The organism is Jatrophihabitans sp., from assembly GCF_036000465.1.
GTDB lineage: Bacteria > Actinomycetota > Actinomycetes > Mycobacteriales > Jatrophihabitantaceae > Jatrophihabitans.
Window position 1 is genome coordinate 233,604 of sequence record NZ_DASYFV010000016.1, and the last position, 16,900, is coordinate 250,503.

Consider the following 16,900-nt stretch of genomic DNA (forward strand, 5'->3'; position numbering starts at 1 on the left):
CCCGCCGGCGTGCCACCGGGGCGCCCATCGCGCACCGGTCGGCCGGTGCGTGGCGACGGGGCCTGCGTCCGCGCGGCGTGTCGCACCCCGCAGCGTCGCCGCACGATCGTCGCGGCTCAGCCGCGCTCGGACGCCGTTGCAGCGGAACAGCCCGCACGTCAGGGGCTGGGCAGAAACGACGAGGGCCGCGACCGGCGGTGCGGTCGCGGCCCTCGGTCAGCCGTGGTGGTGCGTCAGTCGGTGAGCTGCTTGCGCGACTCGGCGGCCTCGGCGTCGTGCCCGGGCTCGAGGGCCTTGGCCTCCAGCTCGTCGAGCGCGGCCTGGATCTCCGGCTTCTCCTTGACGGGGTAGAAGAACCCGCGGATGTGGCGGAGGGGGGTGGAGGCGCCGAGCTGGTTCATCCGCTTCGGCACCGGGGAGCCGGAGTAGGCGAGCTGGCCGTGGCCGTGCTCGTCGACCGGGCCGATCGGCTGGTGGACCTCGATGAACTCGCCGGTCGGCAGCACCTTGATGATGCCGGTCTCGACGCCGTGCTCGAGAACCTCGCGGTCGTGCCGCTGCAGCCCGAGGCAGATGCGGTACGTGGCCAGGTAGGCGATGGGCGGCAGGATCAGCAGCGCGATGCGGCCGGCCCACGTCATCGCGTTCAGCGAGATGTCGAACGCCTTGGCGATGATGTCGTTGCCGCCCGAGAGCAGCAGCACGACGTAGAACGTGATCGCCATGGTGCCGAGCGAGGTGCGGACCGGGACGTCACGCGGGCGCTGGAGCAGGTGGTGCGAGGCGCGGTCCTTCGTCATCTTCGCTTCGATGAACGGGTACGCGCCGGCCAGCGTGAACAGGATTCCCGGCAACACGACCGTCGGCCAGAACAGGGCTGGGATCGTGTGGTGGAAGACCCGTATCTCCCAGGCCGGGAACAGACGGGTCGAGCCGTCGAGGAACATGATGTACCAGTCGGGCTGCGAGCCCGAGGACACCTGCGAGGGCATGTACGGGCCGAACAGCCACACGGGGTTGATCTGGGCCAGGCCGCCGAGGGCGGCGCAGACGCCGAACACGATGAAGAAGAACCCGCCGGCCTTCGCGGCGTAGACCGGGAAGACGCGCTCGCCGCTGACGGTGTCCTCGGTGCGTCCGTGCCCGGGGAACTGGGTGTGCTTCTGCCGCACCACCAGGGCCAGGTGGGCGCCGATCAGGCCGGCCAGCAGGGCCGGCACCAGCAGCACGTGGGCGATGTAGAGCCGTCCGATGATCACCTCGCCGGGGAACGCCCCACCGAAGACGAGGAAGGAGACCCAAGTGCCGATGACCGGGATGGACAGCATGATCGCGTCGGCGATGCGCAGGCCGGTGCCCGAGAGCAGGTCGTCGGGGAGCGAGTAGCCGGCGAAGCCCTCGACCAGGCCGAGCGTGATGAGGCCGAGGCCGATCAGCCAGTTGAGCTCACGCGGCTTGCGGAACGCACCGGTGAAGAACACCCGGAACATGTGCACGAGCATCGCGGCCATGAACAGCAGGGCCGACCAGTGGTGGATCTGGCGGATGATCAGGCCGCCGCGGACGTCGAAGCTGATGTCGAGCGTCGAGGAGTAGGCCTTGGACATCGTGATGCCCTGCATCGGCACGTAACGACCGTGATAGACCGTCTCGGTCATCGACGGGTCGAAGAAGAACGTCAGGTACGTGCCGGTGAGCAGCAGGATGACGAACGAGTAGAGCGCGATCTCGCCCATCATGAACGACCAGTGGTCGGGGAAGACCTTGTTCAGCTGCTTGCGCATCGGGCCGGCGAGCTTGAGGCGCTCGTCCATGAATGCGCCCACCTTGCCCTGGGGCGTGCGGGGCTCATTCGTCCTGCGGGTCTGCGTGCTGGTCATGGACGCTCCCAGAAGGCCGGACCGATTGCTTCTTTATAGTCACTCAAAGCTACGAAGTACTGTCTACCATCTTCGCCGACCTCGACGCCGAGCGGCAGCTTCGGCAGGCTGCGCGAGGCGGGCCCGAATACGGGCTTCGCGTCGGAGAGCACCTCGAACTGTGACTGGTGACACGGGCACAGCAGGCGGCTCGTCTGCTGCTCGTACAGCGACGCCGGGCAGCCCGCGTGCGTGCAGATCTTGGAGAACGCGAGGAACTCCGGGTTGTCCGACGGGTAGCCGAAGCCGGCCTGGCCCTTGCGGGCCTTGACCTTCTGGCCCGGACGCAGCCGGATGAGCAGCGTCGGGGACGAGGCGCTGGTGACGCCGTCGTAGCCGTTGACCTTCTCGCGGACGCCGGGGAAGACGGTGACCAGTCCGCCGGGCTCGATGTCGTCGGGGCCGACGCGGCGGAAGTTCTCGAACACGAGCGGCACGTGGCCGTTCGGCGGGAAGAGCGTCTTGTTCGGCTCGAACATCGTGTGCAGCAGCTGCGTGCCGGGCTTCTTGATCATCGCGCCGACGATGGCCACCAGCGGCACCGTGGCGAGCGCGCCACCGGCCAGGCCGAGCGTGCGCAGGATCAGCGAGCGGCGGGGGAGGCCGGTGTCCTCGAGGCCGACGAGCAGCGTCGCCTCGGTCAGCAGCTTGTCCTCCTCGGTCGAGGGCTCGTCGTGACGGTCCTGGACCGCCTCCTCCTCGGGCATGAGCCACTTGGCCCACAGCACCATGCCGATACCGATGAACAGCAGCATCACTGCGAGCAGGCCACCGAGCGCCGGCGTGTAGAACCGGAAGTTCTGCGGCGTGCCCGGCAGGTGCCATTTGTACGGCAGGGCGATGAACGCCACGATGAAGCCGAAGCCCGCGAGGGCGGAGATCGCGAAGCAGGCCGCGACACCGCGCTCGGCCCGCTTCTCGGCCTTGGTGCCGCGGACCGGGAAGCGGTCGCGCCGGTGGACGATGTGGACGCCGTCGGCCTCCGATCCGGCCAGCATCGCCTCTTCCGGCGACAGTTGGCGGATCTCGTCGGCGGTGAGCGGCTCGGTCTCGCCGTGCTCGCCGTGCTTCAACTCGGTCATCGGGCCCGCGCTCCGATCCACAGGATGGCCACCATGATCACGCCGACACCGGCCACCCAGATGACGAGCGCCTCGGACACCGGTCCGATGCGGTCGACGCCCGCGCCACCCGGGTCACGGGAGGCCTTCAGGGTCTGGACGTAGGCGATGATCGACTTCTTCTCCGTCGGGGTCAGCTGGTTGTCGCTGAACACCGGCATGTTCTCGGGGCCGGACAGCATGGCCGCGTACATGACCTTGTCGGTCGACTCGTTCAGCGAGGGCGCGATCTTGCCCGCGGACAGCGGCGCGCCCTTGAACGTCGTGCCGTGGCACGACGCGCAGTTCAACCGGAACAGGGCGCCGCCGTCGGCGATCTGGGCGTCGGTGCCGCGCAGGTTGCCCTGCGGCACGCTCGGACCGCCGCCGAGCGACTCGACGAACGCGGCCAGCTGCTCGGTCTGCTTCTCGTCGAACTTGGCTTCCTTGCGCGGCTCGTACGCCCCCTGGCCCGCGGCCGGCATGCGACCGGTGATGACCTGGAAGTACACCGCGGCCTCGCCGACGCCGACGAGCGACGGGCCCTGGCCCTTGATGCCCTCGAGGTTCGCGCCGTGGCAGGTGATGCAGCTGACCTGGTAGAGCTGGTGGCCGGCCGAGATGTCGCTCGCGCTCATGCCGGTGCTCGCGGCGCCCGACGACGTGGCGAACGCGGCGTAGGCCGAGCCCATGGTGCCGAGCGCGCCCAGCAGCACGATGCCGGCGCCGATGCGGCGGCGCAGGCCGGGCCGCTTCGACGAGCGCGGGCCGCGCTTGTCGGAGCGGGCGAAGCGGCTCGGGCGCGACGGGCGGGTCACGCGGGGCGTGGAACCGGTGGCCGGGACGGCCGGCTCGAAGTAGAGCTCGTCGGCGATGGGATCGAGGTCGTTCGGCTCGATGTCGTCGGTCACGACGATTCCTCCCTGGTCAGGCGCTGCATTGTCGATGGCGCGGCGGCAGCGGACGTCATCGGATGAGATAGATGACCGCGAACAGGCCGATCCAGACGACGTCGACGAAGTGCCAGTAGTACGACACGACGATGGCCGCGGTCGCTTGGGCGGGCGTGAACTTGCCCAACGCGGTGCGGATGAGGAAGAAGATGAAGGCGATGAGGCCGCCGATGACGTGCAGGCCATGGAAGCCGGTGGTCAGGTAGAAGACCGACCCGTAACCGGTGGCCGAGATGGTGTTCCCGTCATTGACCTGCATGCGGTACTCGTTCGCCTGGCCGAGCACGAAGATCAGGCCCATGAAGAACGTCAGCACGAACCAGCGGCGCAGCTTGAAGACGTCGCCCTTCTCCGCGGCGAACACTCCCCACTGACACGTGAAGCTGGACGCCACGAGGATGACCGTGAAGGGCACTGCGTAGGCGACGCTGAGCTTGATGGGTGCGCCGTCGGCGAGGTGCATGGGCCAGTCGGTGGCGTGCACGGCCCGGATCGTGAAGTACATCGCGAACAGGCCGGCGAAGAACATCAGCTCGCTGGAGAGCCAGACGATGGTGCCGACACTGACGAGATTCGGGCGGGTCAGCGAGTGCACCTTGCTGGACTCGAAGCTGGGCACGGTGGCGGTCGAGGTCACCTTGGCATTATGGCCCTCGACGGCGGGACGGAAGGCACTGGGGTGGCCCGTGTTGCCGCGTAGATACGATCAGCGAACTCGACGCGAATATCGAGCAGAAACGAGGGATTGCGATGGCGGCCGTACCGGACCGTGACTCCAGGGTGACCGTGCTCGTCTACAGCAACCGCCCCGAGGTCCGGGCCCAGGTGCGCACCGCCGTCGGCCGCCGCCCGGCCCCGGACACCGGACGCATCGAGTGGGTCGAGTGCGCCGCGCAGGCCGAGGTGCAGCGCGAGCTGGACCAGGGCGGCATCGACGTCGCCATCCTCGACGGTGAGGCCCAGCCCACCGGTGGCATGGGGCTCGCCCGCCAGTTCAAGTACGAGATCGACGACTGCCCGTCGATCGTGGTGCTGATCGCGCGCCGCCAGGACGGCTGGCTGGCCAGCTGGTCGCTCGCCGACGCCGTCATCAACACCCCGATCGACCCGGTCGAGAGCGCCACCGTCATCGCCGAGCAGTTGCGTCGCCGGGACACCGGCATCCCGGTCGTCCGGTAATCCCGTGACAGCGCGCGCCGCCCACCGCAGCTGGCCGGCCGTCCTCGCCCCATTGGTGCGCGGCGAGGAGCTCGACGCCGACGACACCGCGTGGGCGATGGACGAGATCATGGCCGGCAATGCCGCGCCGTCGCAGCTCGCGGCTTTCGCCGTACTGCTGCGGGCCAAGGGCGAGTCGCCGGCCGAACTCTCCGGCTTCGTGCGGACGATGCTCGACCGCGCCACGCCGCTGACCGTCGACGGGCGGGCGGTCGACGTCGTCGGCACCGGGGCCGACCGGGCCAACACCGTCAACATCTCCACGATGGCCGCACTGGTCGTCGCCGGCTCCGGGCGCCGCGTCGTCAAGCACGGCAACCGCGCCGCAAGCTCGGCGTGCGGGTCGGCGGACGTCCTCGAGGAGCTCGGCGTCGCCATCGACCTGACCCCGGACGGCGTCGCCCGCACCGTCGCCGAGGTCGGCATCGGGTTCTGCTTCGCCCGCGTGTTCCACCCGGGCATGCGCCACGCGGGCCCGGTCCGGGCCGAGCTCGGGGTGCCGACCGTCTTCAACTTCCTCGGCCCGCTGACGAACCCGGGCCGCGCCACCGCCGCCGCGATAGGTTGCGCCGACCGCCGCATGGCGCCGGTCATGGCCGCCGTCCTCGCCGGGCGGGGCGACTCCGCCCTCGTCTTCCGCGGCGACGACGGGCTCGACGAGCTGACCACCACGACGACCTCGAGCGTGTGGGCCGCGACCGACGGCGCGGTGACCGAGACCTCACTCGACCCGGCCGTGTTCGGAATCACCGCGGTGGCGCCCGAGGCCCTGCGCGGCGGCGACGCGGTGTTCAACGCGGCCGTCGTGCGCGAGGTGCTCGGCGGGGTCGCGGTGCCCGCGCGCGATGCCGTCCTGCTCAACGCCGCCGCAGGCATCGTCGCCTACGACGGTTACACGATCGACAACCTGTCCGACGCGCTCGCCGACGGCGTGCGCGCCGCCGCCGAGGCGATCGACAGCGGGGCCGCGCTCGACCTGCTCGACCGCTGGATCACATCGAGTCGGGCGGCCGCCGGCGCCTAGCCCGCAGCGCGGATACTGGGGCCGTGATGTCGTCCCGGTTGCCGCGGCTCGCCCTCGCCGCCTGGTCGCTGGCGGCCGTCCTGGTCGCCGCGCTGGTCGCGGCGGTGTGGCACTTCCTCGCGGCCGCACCGGACAGCCGCGACATGCCCGCGATGCACGCCCTGACCCGCGCCGGTGCCACCAATCCCACCCGGCCGCTGACCTCGGCCCTGCTGTCCGCGTGGCAACTCGATGCCGTCGCCGTGGCCGTGCTGGTTTTGGCCGGTGCGGCCTACCTGACCGGCGTGGCGCTCGTGCCGCTTCGCTCGCCCGGCGTGGTCTGGCCGGTGCGCCGCACCCTCGCGTTCTTCGGCGGTCTGGCGGTGGGTGCCTTCGCCACCAACGGCAGCATCGCCGTTTACGACCAGGTGCTGTTCACCGCGCACATGGCCGGGCACCTCGCTCTCGTCATGGTCGCGCCGGCGCTGCTGATGTGGGGGCGTCCGATCGGGCTGGCGCTGGCCGCTTCCCCCGAGGAACGCCGCGCGCGCTGGGAGCGCCGGCTGCGGGGCCCCGTGGTGTCGGTCCTGAGCGCCCCGCCGGTGGCGCTCGCCTCGTACGCTGCCGTGATCGTCGGCAGCCACCTGACCGGGCTGATGGACACCATCATGCGCAACGGCTGGGCCGGGCAGGTCGAGCACCTCGTCTACGTGCTGGTCGGGTGCCAGTTCTTCGCCCTCGTCGTCGGGGACGAGCCGCTGCGCTGGCGGCTGGCCTCGCCGACCCGCTGGGTGCTGCTGGCCATCGCCATGGCCGTCGACACCTTCACCGGCATCGTCCTCATGCAGGGGACGCACGCGATCGCGCTGCTGCCCTCGGCGCTGCACGTCGACGCGCTGTCCGACACCCGCACCGGCGGCGCGATCATGTGGTTCGGCGGGGACGCGATCATGGCGCTGATCATGGTCGGGCTCGTCGTCGGCTGGCTGCGCACGGCCGACTTCGCCTCGGCCGAGCAGGGCTGGCTCGAGCAGGCGCGGGTGACGGCGTTCAACGCCCACACCGGGTCGGACGACGGAGCCGGGCCGGCCGCGATCGACGCCGACGACGACGCCGCCCGCGCGGCCTACAACCAGTGGCTGGCCAAGCTGGACGCCCGCGGCCGGTAGCGACCTACTCGCTGCGGTCGGGGTCGGCTCCCGAAGGCCGTCTGCGCCCGGAGCCGCGCGTCGCTCACTCGACGCCGATGGAGAACGTCGACTCGAGGTCGTGGCGCGAGTAGGCCCGGAACGCGATGTGCGTGTCGGTGTGCACCACCCCGGCGACCTTCGACAGCCGGCCGGCGATGACGTCGGCGATGGCCTCGAACTCGCGCACCCGGACGACGGCGATCAGGTCGACGTCACCGGCGACGGAGTAGACCTCGCTCACGCCGTCCAACCCGGCGATCTCCTGGGCGACCTCGGGAATCTTGTCGGCCTCGACGGCGATCATCACGATCGCGGTGATCACGGCCGGACCTCGCTGCTGATGCTCACGCGACGACCCTAGCGCGGCAGCCCGCGCTCAGGCGGAAGCTCTGGTCGGCCGGCTGACGACCGGGAGACGACGGCGATCGGCGAACGGATCGGCCGCCTGCCGGGCGCCACCGGCGAGGTAGCTGCTCATCCGTCCGGCGCCGAACGCCGGCATCATCCAGCCGCCGCTGGCGTCGGCCAAGCGTGTGCCGGGTTCCTCGAGCCAGCGCAGGATGCATTCCGTCTCCTCGGCGAGCGGCTCATGACTCGGGTCGACGACGTCGGCCGTCTGGCGCAGCGCCTCGATGACCGGCCAGGGCGGCACGCCGCGGGGCGCGTGGCCGGCCGCGGCGAGGCGTCCCGCGCGGACGATCGAGATCTCCCACCCGCCGTCGCCGTCGGGCCGGGCCCCGACGAGCTCGGCCACCGCCCGCAACGACGCGAGGCGCTGCATGCGGGCACACGCCTGCACCACGGTGGAGATGCGGTCGCGGAGGACCCCGGCCTGCTCGTAGCGCTGCGTCTCGGCCAGCGCGGCGATCTTGCGCTCGAGCGGCTCGACCAGGGGTCGGACATCGCCCACCCAGGCCGAGGCCACCAGCCCGACGAGCGCGGCGTACTGCTGCGGGCTCATGTTCCCTTCGCACGGCGCGCCGCAGCGGCCGATGCCGGCCAGCACGCACGCGGCCCGCACGACCCGGCGCAGCGAGAGGCGGTCGCTGCACTGGCGCAGGGGCACGGCGTCGTGGATGGCGTCGCGCACCGCCTCGGCCTGGCGCTGGGTGCGCAGCGGGCCGAGGTAGGACGCGCCGTCGTCGCGCCGGTCGCGCACGATCGACAGGCGGGGGTAGGGCTCGACGGTGAGCTTGAGCCAGACCGAGCGCTCGGGGAACTTCGAGCGCTTGTTGTAGCGCGGCTTGTGGGCCGCGATCAGCCGTAGCTCGCGCACCTGGGCCTCGAGGGTGTGCGCGCACTCGATGGGGTCGACCCGCTCGGCCAGCCCGACCATCTCGCCCATGCGGCTGCGGGTCTCGCTCGCGACGAAGTACTGGCGCACCCGCGAGCGCAGGTTGCGGCTCGTTCCGACGTACAGGGGGCGGCCCTGCGCGTCGCGGAAGATGTAGACGCCCGGGCGCGGAGGCAGGCCGTCGGCCAGGTGCCGCTTGCGGCGCTGGGCGTCGGTGACCTGCGCGGTGAACTCGCGCAGCTCGGTGAGCGAGTGCACCCCGACGCTGCCGAGCCGCGCGATGAGCCCGTGCAGGACGTCGACGGTGGCCCGCGCGTCGTCGAGCGCGCGGTGGGTGGGCGTGGTGGCGGCGCGGAAGAACGGCGCGAGCGTGGCCAGCTTGCAGTTGGGCACCTCGTCGCGGGTGAGCACCCGACGGGCCAGCACCGCCGTGTCGACGACGGCGAAGGCGGGCCAGGGGAGCGACAGCTGGGCGCACGCCGCCTTGAGGAACCCGATGTCGAACGGGGCGTTGTGCGCGACGAGGACGCTGCCGCGGGCGAACTCGAGGAACGCCGGCACGGCGGCGGAGATGGTGGGGGCGGTGCCGACCATCGAGTCGGTGATGCCCGTCAGGACGCTGACGAACGGGGTGATCGCCATCAGCGGGTTGACGAGGGTCTGGAACTCGCCGAGCACCTCGCCGCCGCGGACCTTGACCGCCCCGATCTCGGTGATCGCATCGCCGTTGGCCGCACCGCCGGTGGTCTCGAGGTCGACGACGACGAACGTGATCGCGTGCAGCGGCTCGCCCAGCTCGTCCAGGCTCAACTGCTGGCCGAGGCGGGCTTGCTGGTGCGCTGCCGACGTCATGGCTCGCAAGGTAGGCGGGGGGTCTGACGAAATCGCGCAGACGCGCCAAATCCTGCGGCCGTACCCTGCGGTCGTGACCTCCGAAGCAGCTGCCCGCCCGGGCGACATCGCCCTCGTGGAGCCCGCGCGCCAGCAGGTCATCGCGCTGGCGTCCGATCTCCTCGGCCGCCTCCCGGCCGAGGACGTGCCGGTCAGCCTGCGCCCGTTCGCCCGGTTCGCGCCGGCCAAGCGCCGCCGGCTGGGCGCCGCCGTGCTCGCCGCGGTGCTCGACGCCGACGACGGCTTTCGCGGCAAGGTCGCCGAGGCGGTCGAGCAGACGTCGCAGGAGCTGGTGGCCGCAGTGCGCGAGGGCCGCACGACCCCGGCGGCCGACCCGGTGGACATCGCCGTCGTCGCCTACCTCACCCGTCCCGACGGCTGGGCGGACGCCGTGGCCCAGGCCAACGCGCGCTGGAACGCCGACCGCGGCGCGACGGCCGCCGCCGGGGACGAGACCGCGCGGCTGCGGGCGGAACTCGTCGAACTGCGGGCCCAGGGCCGGGGGGAGAAGGCCCGCCTGCGCGACGCCGTCGCCCGGGCGGGGGAGGAGACGCAGGCCGAGCTCGCCACGCTGCGTCAGGGGCTGCGCGACCGCACCCGCGAGCTGCGGGCCGCCGAGCGCGAGCGCGACGCCGCCCGGGCGGCCGGGGCCGACCTCGAGGCCGGGCTCGCGAAGGAGCGGACGGCGCACGAGGCCGAACTCCGGCGCCTGCGCGGGCGCATCGCCGAGACCGAACGGCTGGCCGAGGCGGCCCGGCGGGGTGCGCGGGTCGAGCGCGATGTCGACGACTCGCGGCTGTGGCTGCTCGTCGACACCCTCGTCCAGGCGGCCAACGGGGTGCGGCGCGAGCTGTCGCTGCCGGCCCCGACGGCCCGGCCGGCCGATGCGGTCGCCTCGGCCGGGGTCGACGGCGGCGGGCGCCGAGCCAACGATCCGGCGGCGCTCGACCGCCTGCTGGCGCTTCCCAACGTCCACGTGGTGATCGACGGCTACAACGTGACCAAGACCGGCTACGGCGAGCTGTCCCTCGCCGACCAGCGCACCCGGCTGGTCGGGTCGGTGGCCCCGATCGCCGCGCAGTCCGGCGCCGAGATCACGGTCGTCTTCGACGGCGGGAACAAGCCCCCGGTGCAGCCGTCCGCGCCGCGGGGTATCCGCGTCCTGTTCAGCGCGGCCGACGAGATCGCCGACGACCTGATCCGGCGGCTCGTGGCCGGCGAGCCCGCCGGGCGTCCCGTCGTCGTGGTGACGAGCGATCAGCAGGTCGTCCGTGACACCGCCCGCGACGGCGCCTGGTCGGTGCCGTCGGTGGTCTTTCTCACCCGCCTGGCCTGACCCGCGACGAAATTGTCGGTGGCTCTTCCTAGCCTCGCCCCGACGCCGGAATCCCGGCGCCTGACGGAGCGAAGGGTTCTTGCGATGCTCATCGACTGCTCGACCTGCGTGGCGCGTGATCGTGCCTGCGGCGACTGCGTCATCACCGTCCTGCTCGGTAGCCGGCCCCCTGCCGCTGGTGGACCGGTGGAACTCGATGCCACCGAGCAGGACGCCCTGGACAGCCTGGCCGGGGCCGGGCTCGTCCCACCCCTGCGACTGATGTCCGATTCGCCGGGTAGGAGTAGATGGAGTGCCTGAAATCTGAGGACTTGTTGTCACGGGTGGGGGGTCGCGTTGCCCTGCCCTGAACGCCGTCGTAACCTTTCCGAGACCAAGTCGGTTCCACGGCGGCCCCCCAGGCCGTCGCCGATGCGGTTCCGCCGAATTGCAACACCGTTCGTGACCCCCACCTCACCCAGATCCGGGACGAGTTGTCGTGTCGCGAGCAGCGAACCGGGGACCCACCGTGATCCCGGGGTGAATCGGCTCGGTGCAGCGTGCTCGATCAGCACTGCTGTCCCGCGCCGTAGGGCTACTTCCTGGCCCGAACCCGTCAGCTAACCCGGTAGGCGGTCGAGGAAGAAGGAGAACCGCCGACCGTGGCGTTCAGTCTCGCGCGTCGTTGCAAGCCCTTAGTCGTCATCACCGCCCTGGGTGCGGCCGCCGTGCTGGCGCCCACCCTCGCCTCGGCCAGCCCCGGCCCGCGGCAGCAGCCGTCGGTGACGACCGTGCAGAAGCAGCTCGGTGAGCTCGCCCTGCGCAACTCCCAGCTGGTGGAGCAGTTCAACCAGGCGCGGGTGCTCGTCCAGGTGCGCGATCGCGCCGCCGGGGTGGCCCGCAGGGCCGCGACCGCCGCGAACCTCGAGTACCGCCAGGCGAACGTCGCGTTCACCCAGATGGTGCAGGCCCAGTACGAGTCCGGTTCGCTGGGGGCCGCCGGCGCGCTGCTCGAGACGTCCACCCGGGGCGACTACGCCGACCGGCTCGACACCATGCAGCTCATCTCCAACCACGAGACCGACGTCATCTCGGCGGTCTCGCGGGCCAAGGACACCGCGGACTCGCGCTCGAAGCAGGCCGCGTCCCTGCTCGCGGCCGCGAAGGCCGAGCGCGACGGCCTGGCCGCGAAGCGTGACGCCGTCACCACCCAGATCGCGAAGTACAAGCAGCTGCTCAGCACCCTCAGCTCGGCCCAGCAGTACGCCTTCCAGCGGGCCAACAATCCCGCGCTCGCGGCCTCGGCCGTGAGCACTATCAAGGCGAACCTCGGGCCGCTGTCGGCCGCGGCCCGCCGTGCGGTGCAGTACGCGCTCGACCAGGTCGGCAAGCCCTACGTCTTCGGCTCGGCCGGGCCGGACAGCTTCGACTGCTCCGGTTTGACCATGATGGCCTGGCAGCAGGGCGGCGTGAGCCTGCCGCACTCGGCGGCCGACCAGTACAACTACGGCACGCACGTCTCGCGCGACCAGCTCCGGCCCGGTGACCTGGTCTTCTTCTACCAGCCGATCGAGCACGTCACGATCTACATCGGCGACGGGATGATGGTGTCGGCGCCGACCGAGGGCGAGAACGTCTCGGTGGTGCCGCTCAGCGCGTTCAACAGTGACTACGCCGGCGCCACGCATCTCGGCTGAGCGCCATCCTGTTTCCCGCGCGGCGGCGCCACCGGACGGCTCTGGCCGCGGTGACGTTGCTGCTCACGGGTCTGGTGACCGGGTGCTCGGCGTCGGCTCCGTCGACGGCGGCACCGGCGACGTCCGAGATCGACTCCCTGCTCGCGCGCCACGGGAAGGCCGTCCTCGGCCATGACCGGTCGACGTTCCTGACCGACCTGGATCCGGACCGCAGGGCCGCCGGGTTCCGGTCGGCCCAGGCGGCGTCGTTCGACAACCTGGTCACCCTGCCGCTGACGTCGTGGTCCTGGACGCTCAACTCGCGGGTCGACGCGGCCGACGCCCAGGCCGCGGCGCGGAAGAGGTACGGCCCGTCCGCGGTGATCATGCAGGTCACCCTCGCCTACGCCCTGCGCGCGGTCGATCCGGTGCCGACCAAGCACGACGTGTGGTGGACGTTCGTGCGGGTCGGCGGCCACGTGCGCGTGGCGAGCGACAGCGATCTGGCCGACGCCGGCGGGGTCAGCTGGAAGGGGCCGTGGGACTTCGGCGACCTCGTCGTCCAGCGCGGCGCGCACAGCCTGGTGCTCGGGCACATCGACAACGCCGACGTGCTGGCCGGTGTCGCCGCCCTCGTCGATGCGGCGGTCCCCGACGTCACCGCGGTGTGGGGTCCGAAGTGGTCCCAGGACGTCGCCGTGTTCGTGCCCGCGTCGAAGGCCGAGCTGCGGGTCGCGCTCGGCGCGACCTCGGCCGTCTCCACCGACATCGCCGCGGTGGCCGAGAACGACGGGCTGGATCCGGTGACCGGATCCGTCCTCGGCGCACGCCTGGTCGTCGAGACCGCTGCGCTGACCCGCCTCAGCGACGTCGGCCGACGGATCGTCGTCACCCACGAGGTGACCCACATCGCCGACGGGAACGCGACCACCGACGCCACGCCCCGCTGGATCGCCGAGGGCTTTGCCGACTACGTCGGGAACCTGCACTCGGGCCAACCGGTCACCGTGGCCGCGACCGAACTGCGGGCCGACGTACGCCGCGGCCGGTTGCCGACCGCGCTGCCGAAGGACGCCGCGTTCGACATCCCGGCCACCGCGGCGCAGTCCTACGAGGCGTCCTGGCTGGCCTGTCGCCTGATCGCGGCCCGCGCCGGGGCCGCCGGGCTGGTGCGGTTCTACCGGATGGTCGGCGCCTCGCCGGAGGCCCCGGACGGAGCCGTGGCCGACGCGCTGCGCGCCGTCCTGCACGTCGGCGTCGCCGCGTTCGTCGCCCAGTGGCGCACCTATCTGAGGGCGCAACTGGCATGAGCCGGCGAACCCTGATCGTCACGAACGACTTCCCGCCCCGCCAGGGCGGCATCCAGTCCTTCGTCCACGAGCTCGCGATCCGCCAGCCCGAGGGCTCGGTCGCCGTCTACGCCTCCGACCACGAGGGCAGCGCCGCGTTCGACGCCGCCCAGCCGTTCCCGGTGGTGCGGCACCCGACCGGACTGCTCGTGCCGACGCCGGGGGCCCGGCGCCGGACCGTCGCGGCGCTGCGGGAGTTCGGCTGCACCGCGGTCTGGTTCGGCGCCGCGGCACCGCTGGGCCTGCTCGCCCCGGCCCTGCGCGCCGCCGGCGCGGAGCGCATCGTCGCGACCACGCACGGCCACGAGGCCGGGTGGGCGATGCTGCCCGGGGCCCGGCAGCTGCTGCGCCGCATCGGGGCCGAGTGCGACGTGATCACCTATCTGGGCGAGTACACGAAGGGCAAGATGGCGGGCGCCTTCGCCGGTCGGGCCGAGCTTGTGCAGCTCACACCTGGAGTCGACGTCGAGACCTTCCGCCCCGAAGTCGACGGGGCGGCGATCCGGGCCCGGTACGGGCTGGGCGAGCAGCCCGTCATCGTCTGCGTCTCGCGCCTCGTGCCGCGCAAGGGGCAGGACACGCTGCTGCGCGCGCTGCCCGCACTGCGCCGCCACCACCCTGACGTGCGGCTGCTGCTCGTCGGCGCGGGCCGCTACCGCGGCGAGCTGGAGAAGCTTGCCGGCGAGCTCGGCGTCGCCGAACACGTCGTGTTCGCGGGCGGGGTCCCGCATCGCGAGCTGCCGGCGCACTTCGCGGCCGGCGAGGTGTTCGCGATGCCGTGCCGCACCCGCCGCGGCGGCATGGACGTCGAGGGTCTCGGCATCGTCTACCTCGAGGCCTCGGCCACCGGACTGCCCGTCGTCGCCGGCGACTCCGGTGGCGCGCCCGACGCCGTGCGTGACGGCGAGACCGGCTACGTCGTCGGCGGTCGCGACACCGCGACCCTGACGCGCCGCCTGACCGAACTGCTCGACGACGCCGAGCTGCGGGCCCGCCTCGGCGCGGCCGGGCGGGCCTGGGTGCTGGAGCAGTGGCGCTGGGAGCTGCTCTCCCAGCGCCTCACCGACCTGCTGCAGGCCTGAGCCCGGTCAGTCGCCCTTCGCGCCCGCGTACAGCGCGGCGATCTCGTCGGCGTTCTCCTTGTGCACGACGCTGCGCTTGAGCTTGAGCGAAGGCGTGATCTGACCGCCGGCCTCGGTCCAGTCCGAGGCCAGCACCGCGAACTTGCGGATCGACTCGGCCTTGCTGACCGCCTTGTTCGCGTCATCGATCGCGGTCTGGATCTCGGCCAGCAGCGCGGAGTCGTCGACGAGCTGGTGCACCGGGGTGTCGGCCGGCTTGCCGGCCTGCTCGAGCCACTGCGGCAGCGACTCGACGTCGACGGTGATGAGCGCGGCGATGAACGGCTTCTGGTCGCCGACGACGAGGCACTGGCTGATCAGCCAGTGCGCCCGGACGCGGTCCTCGAGCACGGCCGGGGCGACGTTCTTGCCGCCGGCGGTCACGATGAGTTCCTTCTTGCGGCCGGTGATGCGCACGAACCCGTCGTCGTCGATCTCGCCGATGTCGCCGGTGTGGAACCACCCGTCCGCGGACAGCGCCTCGGCCGACGCGTCGGGGTTCCTCCAGTAGCCGCGGAAGATGTGCGGCGCCTTGAACAGCAGCTCGCCGTCCTCGGCGACCCGGACGGTCGTGCCGCCGATCGGTCGGCCGACCGTGCCGACCTTGATGGCATTGGGACGGTTGACGGTGACGCCGGCGGTGGTCTCGGTCAGGCCGTAGCCCTCGTAGATCGTGACGCCGATGCCGCGGAAGAAGTGGCCGAGCCGCGCGCCCAGCGGGGCGCCGCCCGACACCGCGGCGACGCAGTTGCCGCCCAGGGCGGCCCGCAGCTTGCCGTAGACGAGCTTGTCGAACAGGGCGTGCTCGAGCTTGAGCAGCAGCGACGGCGAGCCCTTCTCGGTGGCCTCGGAGAACCGGATCGCCACCGACTCGGCCCGGTCGAAGATCTTGCCCTTGCCGTCGCCGTGGGCCTTCTGCTTGGCCGTGTTGTAGACCTTCTCGAACACGCGGGGGACGGCGAGGACGAAGGTGGGCCGGAAGCCGCCGAGGTCCTCGATGAGGTTCTTGACGTCGGCGGTGTGGCCGAGCGTGCAGCCCGCGGCGAGCGCGCCGATCTCGATGGCCCGGCCGAAGACGTGCGCGATCGGCAGGAACAGCAGGGTCGAGGTGTCGGCGTTGAAGAAGTCCGAGAGCAGGTCGAGCAGTTCCACCGCCTCGACGACGAAGCAACGGTGGGTGAGCTCGCAGCCCTTCGGCCGGCCGGTGGTGCCCGAGGTGTAGATGATCGACGCGGTGTCGTCGAGCGACACGGAGGCCCGCCGCGCGTCGACATCGGCATCGGCGATGTCGGCCCCGGCCGCGACGAGCGCGTCGATCGCCCCGTCGTCGAAGCCCCACACGTGCTTCAGATCGGGCACAGACGGGCGGATCGAGTCGACGACGCCGGCGTGCTCGGCCGTTTCGACGAAGACGCCGACCGCGCCGGAGTCGGACAGGATCCAGTCGACCTGCTCGGCACTGGAGGTCTCGTAGATCGGGACGACGACGGCGCCGGCGGTGAACAGCGCGAAGTCGGCGACGGTCCACTCGTAGCGGGTCTTGCTCATGACCGCCACGCGGTCGCCGGGCGCGATGCCCGACGCCATCAGCCCCTTGGCCACGGCGGTCACCTCGTCGGCGAACGTCTTGGCGCTCACGTCCTGCCAGGAGCCCCCGACGCGGCGTCGCAGCGCGACGTGATCGGGGCGCGACGCGGCGTTGTCGAAGACGAAATCGGCCGTGTTGTTCTGGCTCAGCGTGGTGATCTTGCTGGCGACATGCAGCTCGTGCACTCGTCCGGCGTCCTTTCTGGGGACAACTGTTGACGTTCCGGCGACCGGGGCGTGACCGCGCGGCGGCATTGCCGGCGCGGGCCCACGTTAGCCCGTCG

Annotated in this window: 14 protein-coding genes and 1 riboswitch; of the genes, 7 read left to right on the top strand and 7 right to left on the bottom strand. The window is 71.8% G+C overall.

What is annotated here, in order from left to right; all coding sequences use genetic code 11:
- Nucleotides 1–233: 233 nt before the first annotated feature.
- The 4 genes from VGN18_RS06920 to VGN18_RS06935 are packed head-to-tail and all read right to left on the bottom strand — an operon-like array spanning nucleotide 234 to nucleotide 4,609.
- Nucleotides 234–1,880 (bottom strand): cytochrome b, encoded by a 1,647-nt coding sequence (locus VGN18_RS06920; protein WP_327538926.1) that lies wholly within the window; start codon nucleotides 1,878–1,880, stop codon nucleotides 234–236.
- Nucleotides 1,877–3,001 carry a ubiquinol-cytochrome c reductase iron-sulfur subunit gene (locus tag VGN18_RS06925; protein ID WP_327538927.1) on the bottom strand — a complete coding sequence of 375 codons (1,125 nt, stop codon included), beginning with the start codon at nucleotides 2,999–3,001 and terminating at the stop codon, nucleotides 1,877–1,879. The genes VGN18_RS06920 and VGN18_RS06925 overlap by 4 nt, the downstream gene beginning before the upstream one ends.
- Nucleotides 2,998–3,930, bottom strand: a complete 933-nt coding sequence (locus VGN18_RS06930) for a cytochrome c (protein WP_327538928.1) — start codon at nucleotides 3,928–3,930, stop codon at nucleotides 2,998–3,000. Before VGN18_RS06930 ends, VGN18_RS06925 begins: the two co-directional genes overlap by 4 nt.
- A 55-nt stretch (nucleotides 3,931–3,985) precedes the next feature.
- Nucleotides 3,986–4,609 carry a heme-copper oxidase subunit III gene (locus VGN18_RS06935; RefSeq protein WP_327538929.1) on the bottom strand — a complete coding sequence of 208 codons (624 nt, stop codon included), beginning with the start codon at nucleotides 4,607–4,609 and terminating at the stop codon, nucleotides 3,986–3,988.
- 113 nt (nucleotides 4,610–4,722) lie between these two features.
- Here VGN18_RS06935 and VGN18_RS06940 point away from each other — a divergent pair, with 113 nt between their 5' ends.
- The 3 genes from VGN18_RS06940 to VGN18_RS06950 are packed head-to-tail and all read left to right on the top strand — an operon-like array spanning nucleotide 4,723 to nucleotide 7,362.
- Nucleotides 4,723–5,151, top strand: a complete 429-nt coding sequence (locus VGN18_RS06940; protein WP_327538930.1) for a hypothetical protein — start codon at nucleotides 4,723–4,725, stop codon at nucleotides 5,149–5,151.
- Between the two features lie 4 nt (nucleotides 5,152–5,155).
- Complete coding sequence (gene trpD, locus VGN18_RS06945) at nucleotides 5,156–6,214, top strand: anthranilate phosphoribosyltransferase (RefSeq protein WP_327538931.1); 1,059 nt, start codon at nucleotides 5,156–5,158, stop codon at nucleotides 6,212–6,214.
- A gap of 26 nt (nucleotides 6,215–6,240) precedes the next feature.
- Nucleotides 6,241–7,362 carry a cytochrome c oxidase assembly protein gene (locus VGN18_RS06950; protein ID WP_327539065.1) on the top strand — a complete coding sequence of 374 codons (1,122 nt, stop codon included), beginning with the start codon at nucleotides 6,241–6,243 and terminating at the stop codon, nucleotides 7,360–7,362.
- Nucleotides 7,363–7,426: 64 nt separating this feature from the next.
- Here the strand turns inward: VGN18_RS06950 and VGN18_RS06955 are convergent, their stop codons facing one another.
- Together VGN18_RS06955 and VGN18_RS06960 are read right to left on the bottom strand one after the other, a co-directional pair.
- Nucleotides 7,427–7,705 carry an Lrp/AsnC ligand binding domain-containing protein gene (locus VGN18_RS06955; RefSeq protein ID WP_327538932.1) on the bottom strand — a complete coding sequence of 93 codons (279 nt, stop codon included), beginning with the start codon at nucleotides 7,703–7,705 and terminating at the stop codon, nucleotides 7,427–7,429.
- A 54-nt stretch (nucleotides 7,706–7,759) separates the two neighbouring features.
- Entirely contained in the window at nucleotides 7,760–9,529 is a 1,770-nt protein-coding gene (locus VGN18_RS06960) for a DEDD exonuclease domain-containing protein (protein ID WP_327538933.1), read from the bottom strand.
- A gap of 73 nt (nucleotides 9,530–9,602) precedes the next feature.
- On the opposite strand from VGN18_RS06960, the gene VGN18_RS06965 reads away from it, so the two are divergent.
- The 4 genes from VGN18_RS06965 (at nucleotide 9,603) to VGN18_RS06980 (ending at nucleotide 14,990) form a co-directional block, all read left to right on the top strand.
- A complete protein-coding gene (locus VGN18_RS06965) occupies nucleotides 9,603–10,904 on the top strand; it encodes an NYN domain-containing protein (protein WP_327538934.1) in 1,302 nt (433 codons plus the stop codon).
- 464 nt (nucleotides 10,905–11,368) lie between these two features.
- Nucleotides 11,369–11,533, top strand: a riboswitch (cyclic di-AMP (ydaO/yuaA leader).
- Nucleotides 11,534–11,545: 12 nt separating this feature from the next.
- Entirely contained in the window at nucleotides 11,546–12,580 is a 1,035-nt protein-coding gene (locus tag VGN18_RS06970; RefSeq protein WP_327538935.1) for a C40 family peptidase, read from the top strand.
- A gap of 50 nt (nucleotides 12,581–12,630) precedes the next feature.
- Nucleotides 12,631–13,869 (top strand): hypothetical protein, encoded by a 1,239-nt coding sequence (locus tag VGN18_RS06975; protein WP_327538936.1) that lies wholly within the window; start codon nucleotides 12,631–12,633, stop codon nucleotides 13,867–13,869.
- Nucleotides 13,866–14,990, top strand: coding sequence for a glycosyltransferase family 4 protein (locus tag VGN18_RS06980; RefSeq protein ID WP_327538937.1), 1,125 nt, complete (start codon nucleotides 13,866–13,868; stop codon nucleotides 14,988–14,990). Before VGN18_RS06975 ends, VGN18_RS06980 begins: the two co-directional genes overlap by 4 nt.
- Before the next feature lie 6 nt (nucleotides 14,991–14,996).
- Here the strand turns inward: VGN18_RS06980 and VGN18_RS06985 are convergent, their stop codons facing one another.
- Nucleotides 14,997–16,802, bottom strand: a complete 1,806-nt coding sequence (locus VGN18_RS06985) for an AMP-dependent synthetase/ligase (RefSeq protein ID WP_327538938.1) — start codon at nucleotides 16,800–16,802, stop codon at nucleotides 14,997–14,999.
- Nucleotides 16,803–16,900: the final 98 nt, after the last annotated feature.

Bases quoted from the DNA above. Each gene is read 5' to 3' on its own strand.
- VGN18_RS06920 (WP_327538926.1), bottom strand. From the start codon at position 1,880: ATGACCAGCACGCAGACCCGCAGGACGAATGAGCCCCGCACGCCCCAG.
- VGN18_RS06925 (WP_327538927.1), bottom strand. From the start codon at position 3,001: ATGACCGAGTTGAAGCACGGCGAGCACGGCGAGACCGAGCCGCTCACC.
- VGN18_RS06940 (WP_327538930.1), top strand. From the start codon at position 4,723: ATGGCGGCCGTACCGGACCGTGACTCCAGGGTGACCGTGCTCGTCTAC.
- VGN18_RS06950 (WP_327539065.1), top strand. From the start codon at position 6,241: ATGTCGTCCCGGTTGCCGCGGCTCGCCCTCGCCGCCTGGTCGCTGGCG.
- VGN18_RS06960 (WP_327538933.1), bottom strand. From the start codon at position 9,529: ATGACGTCGGCAGCGCACCAGCAAGCCCGCCTCGGCCAGCAGTTGAGC.
- VGN18_RS06980 (WP_327538937.1), top strand. From the start codon at position 13,866: ATGAGCCGGCGAACCCTGATCGTCACGAACGACTTCCCGCCCCGCCAG.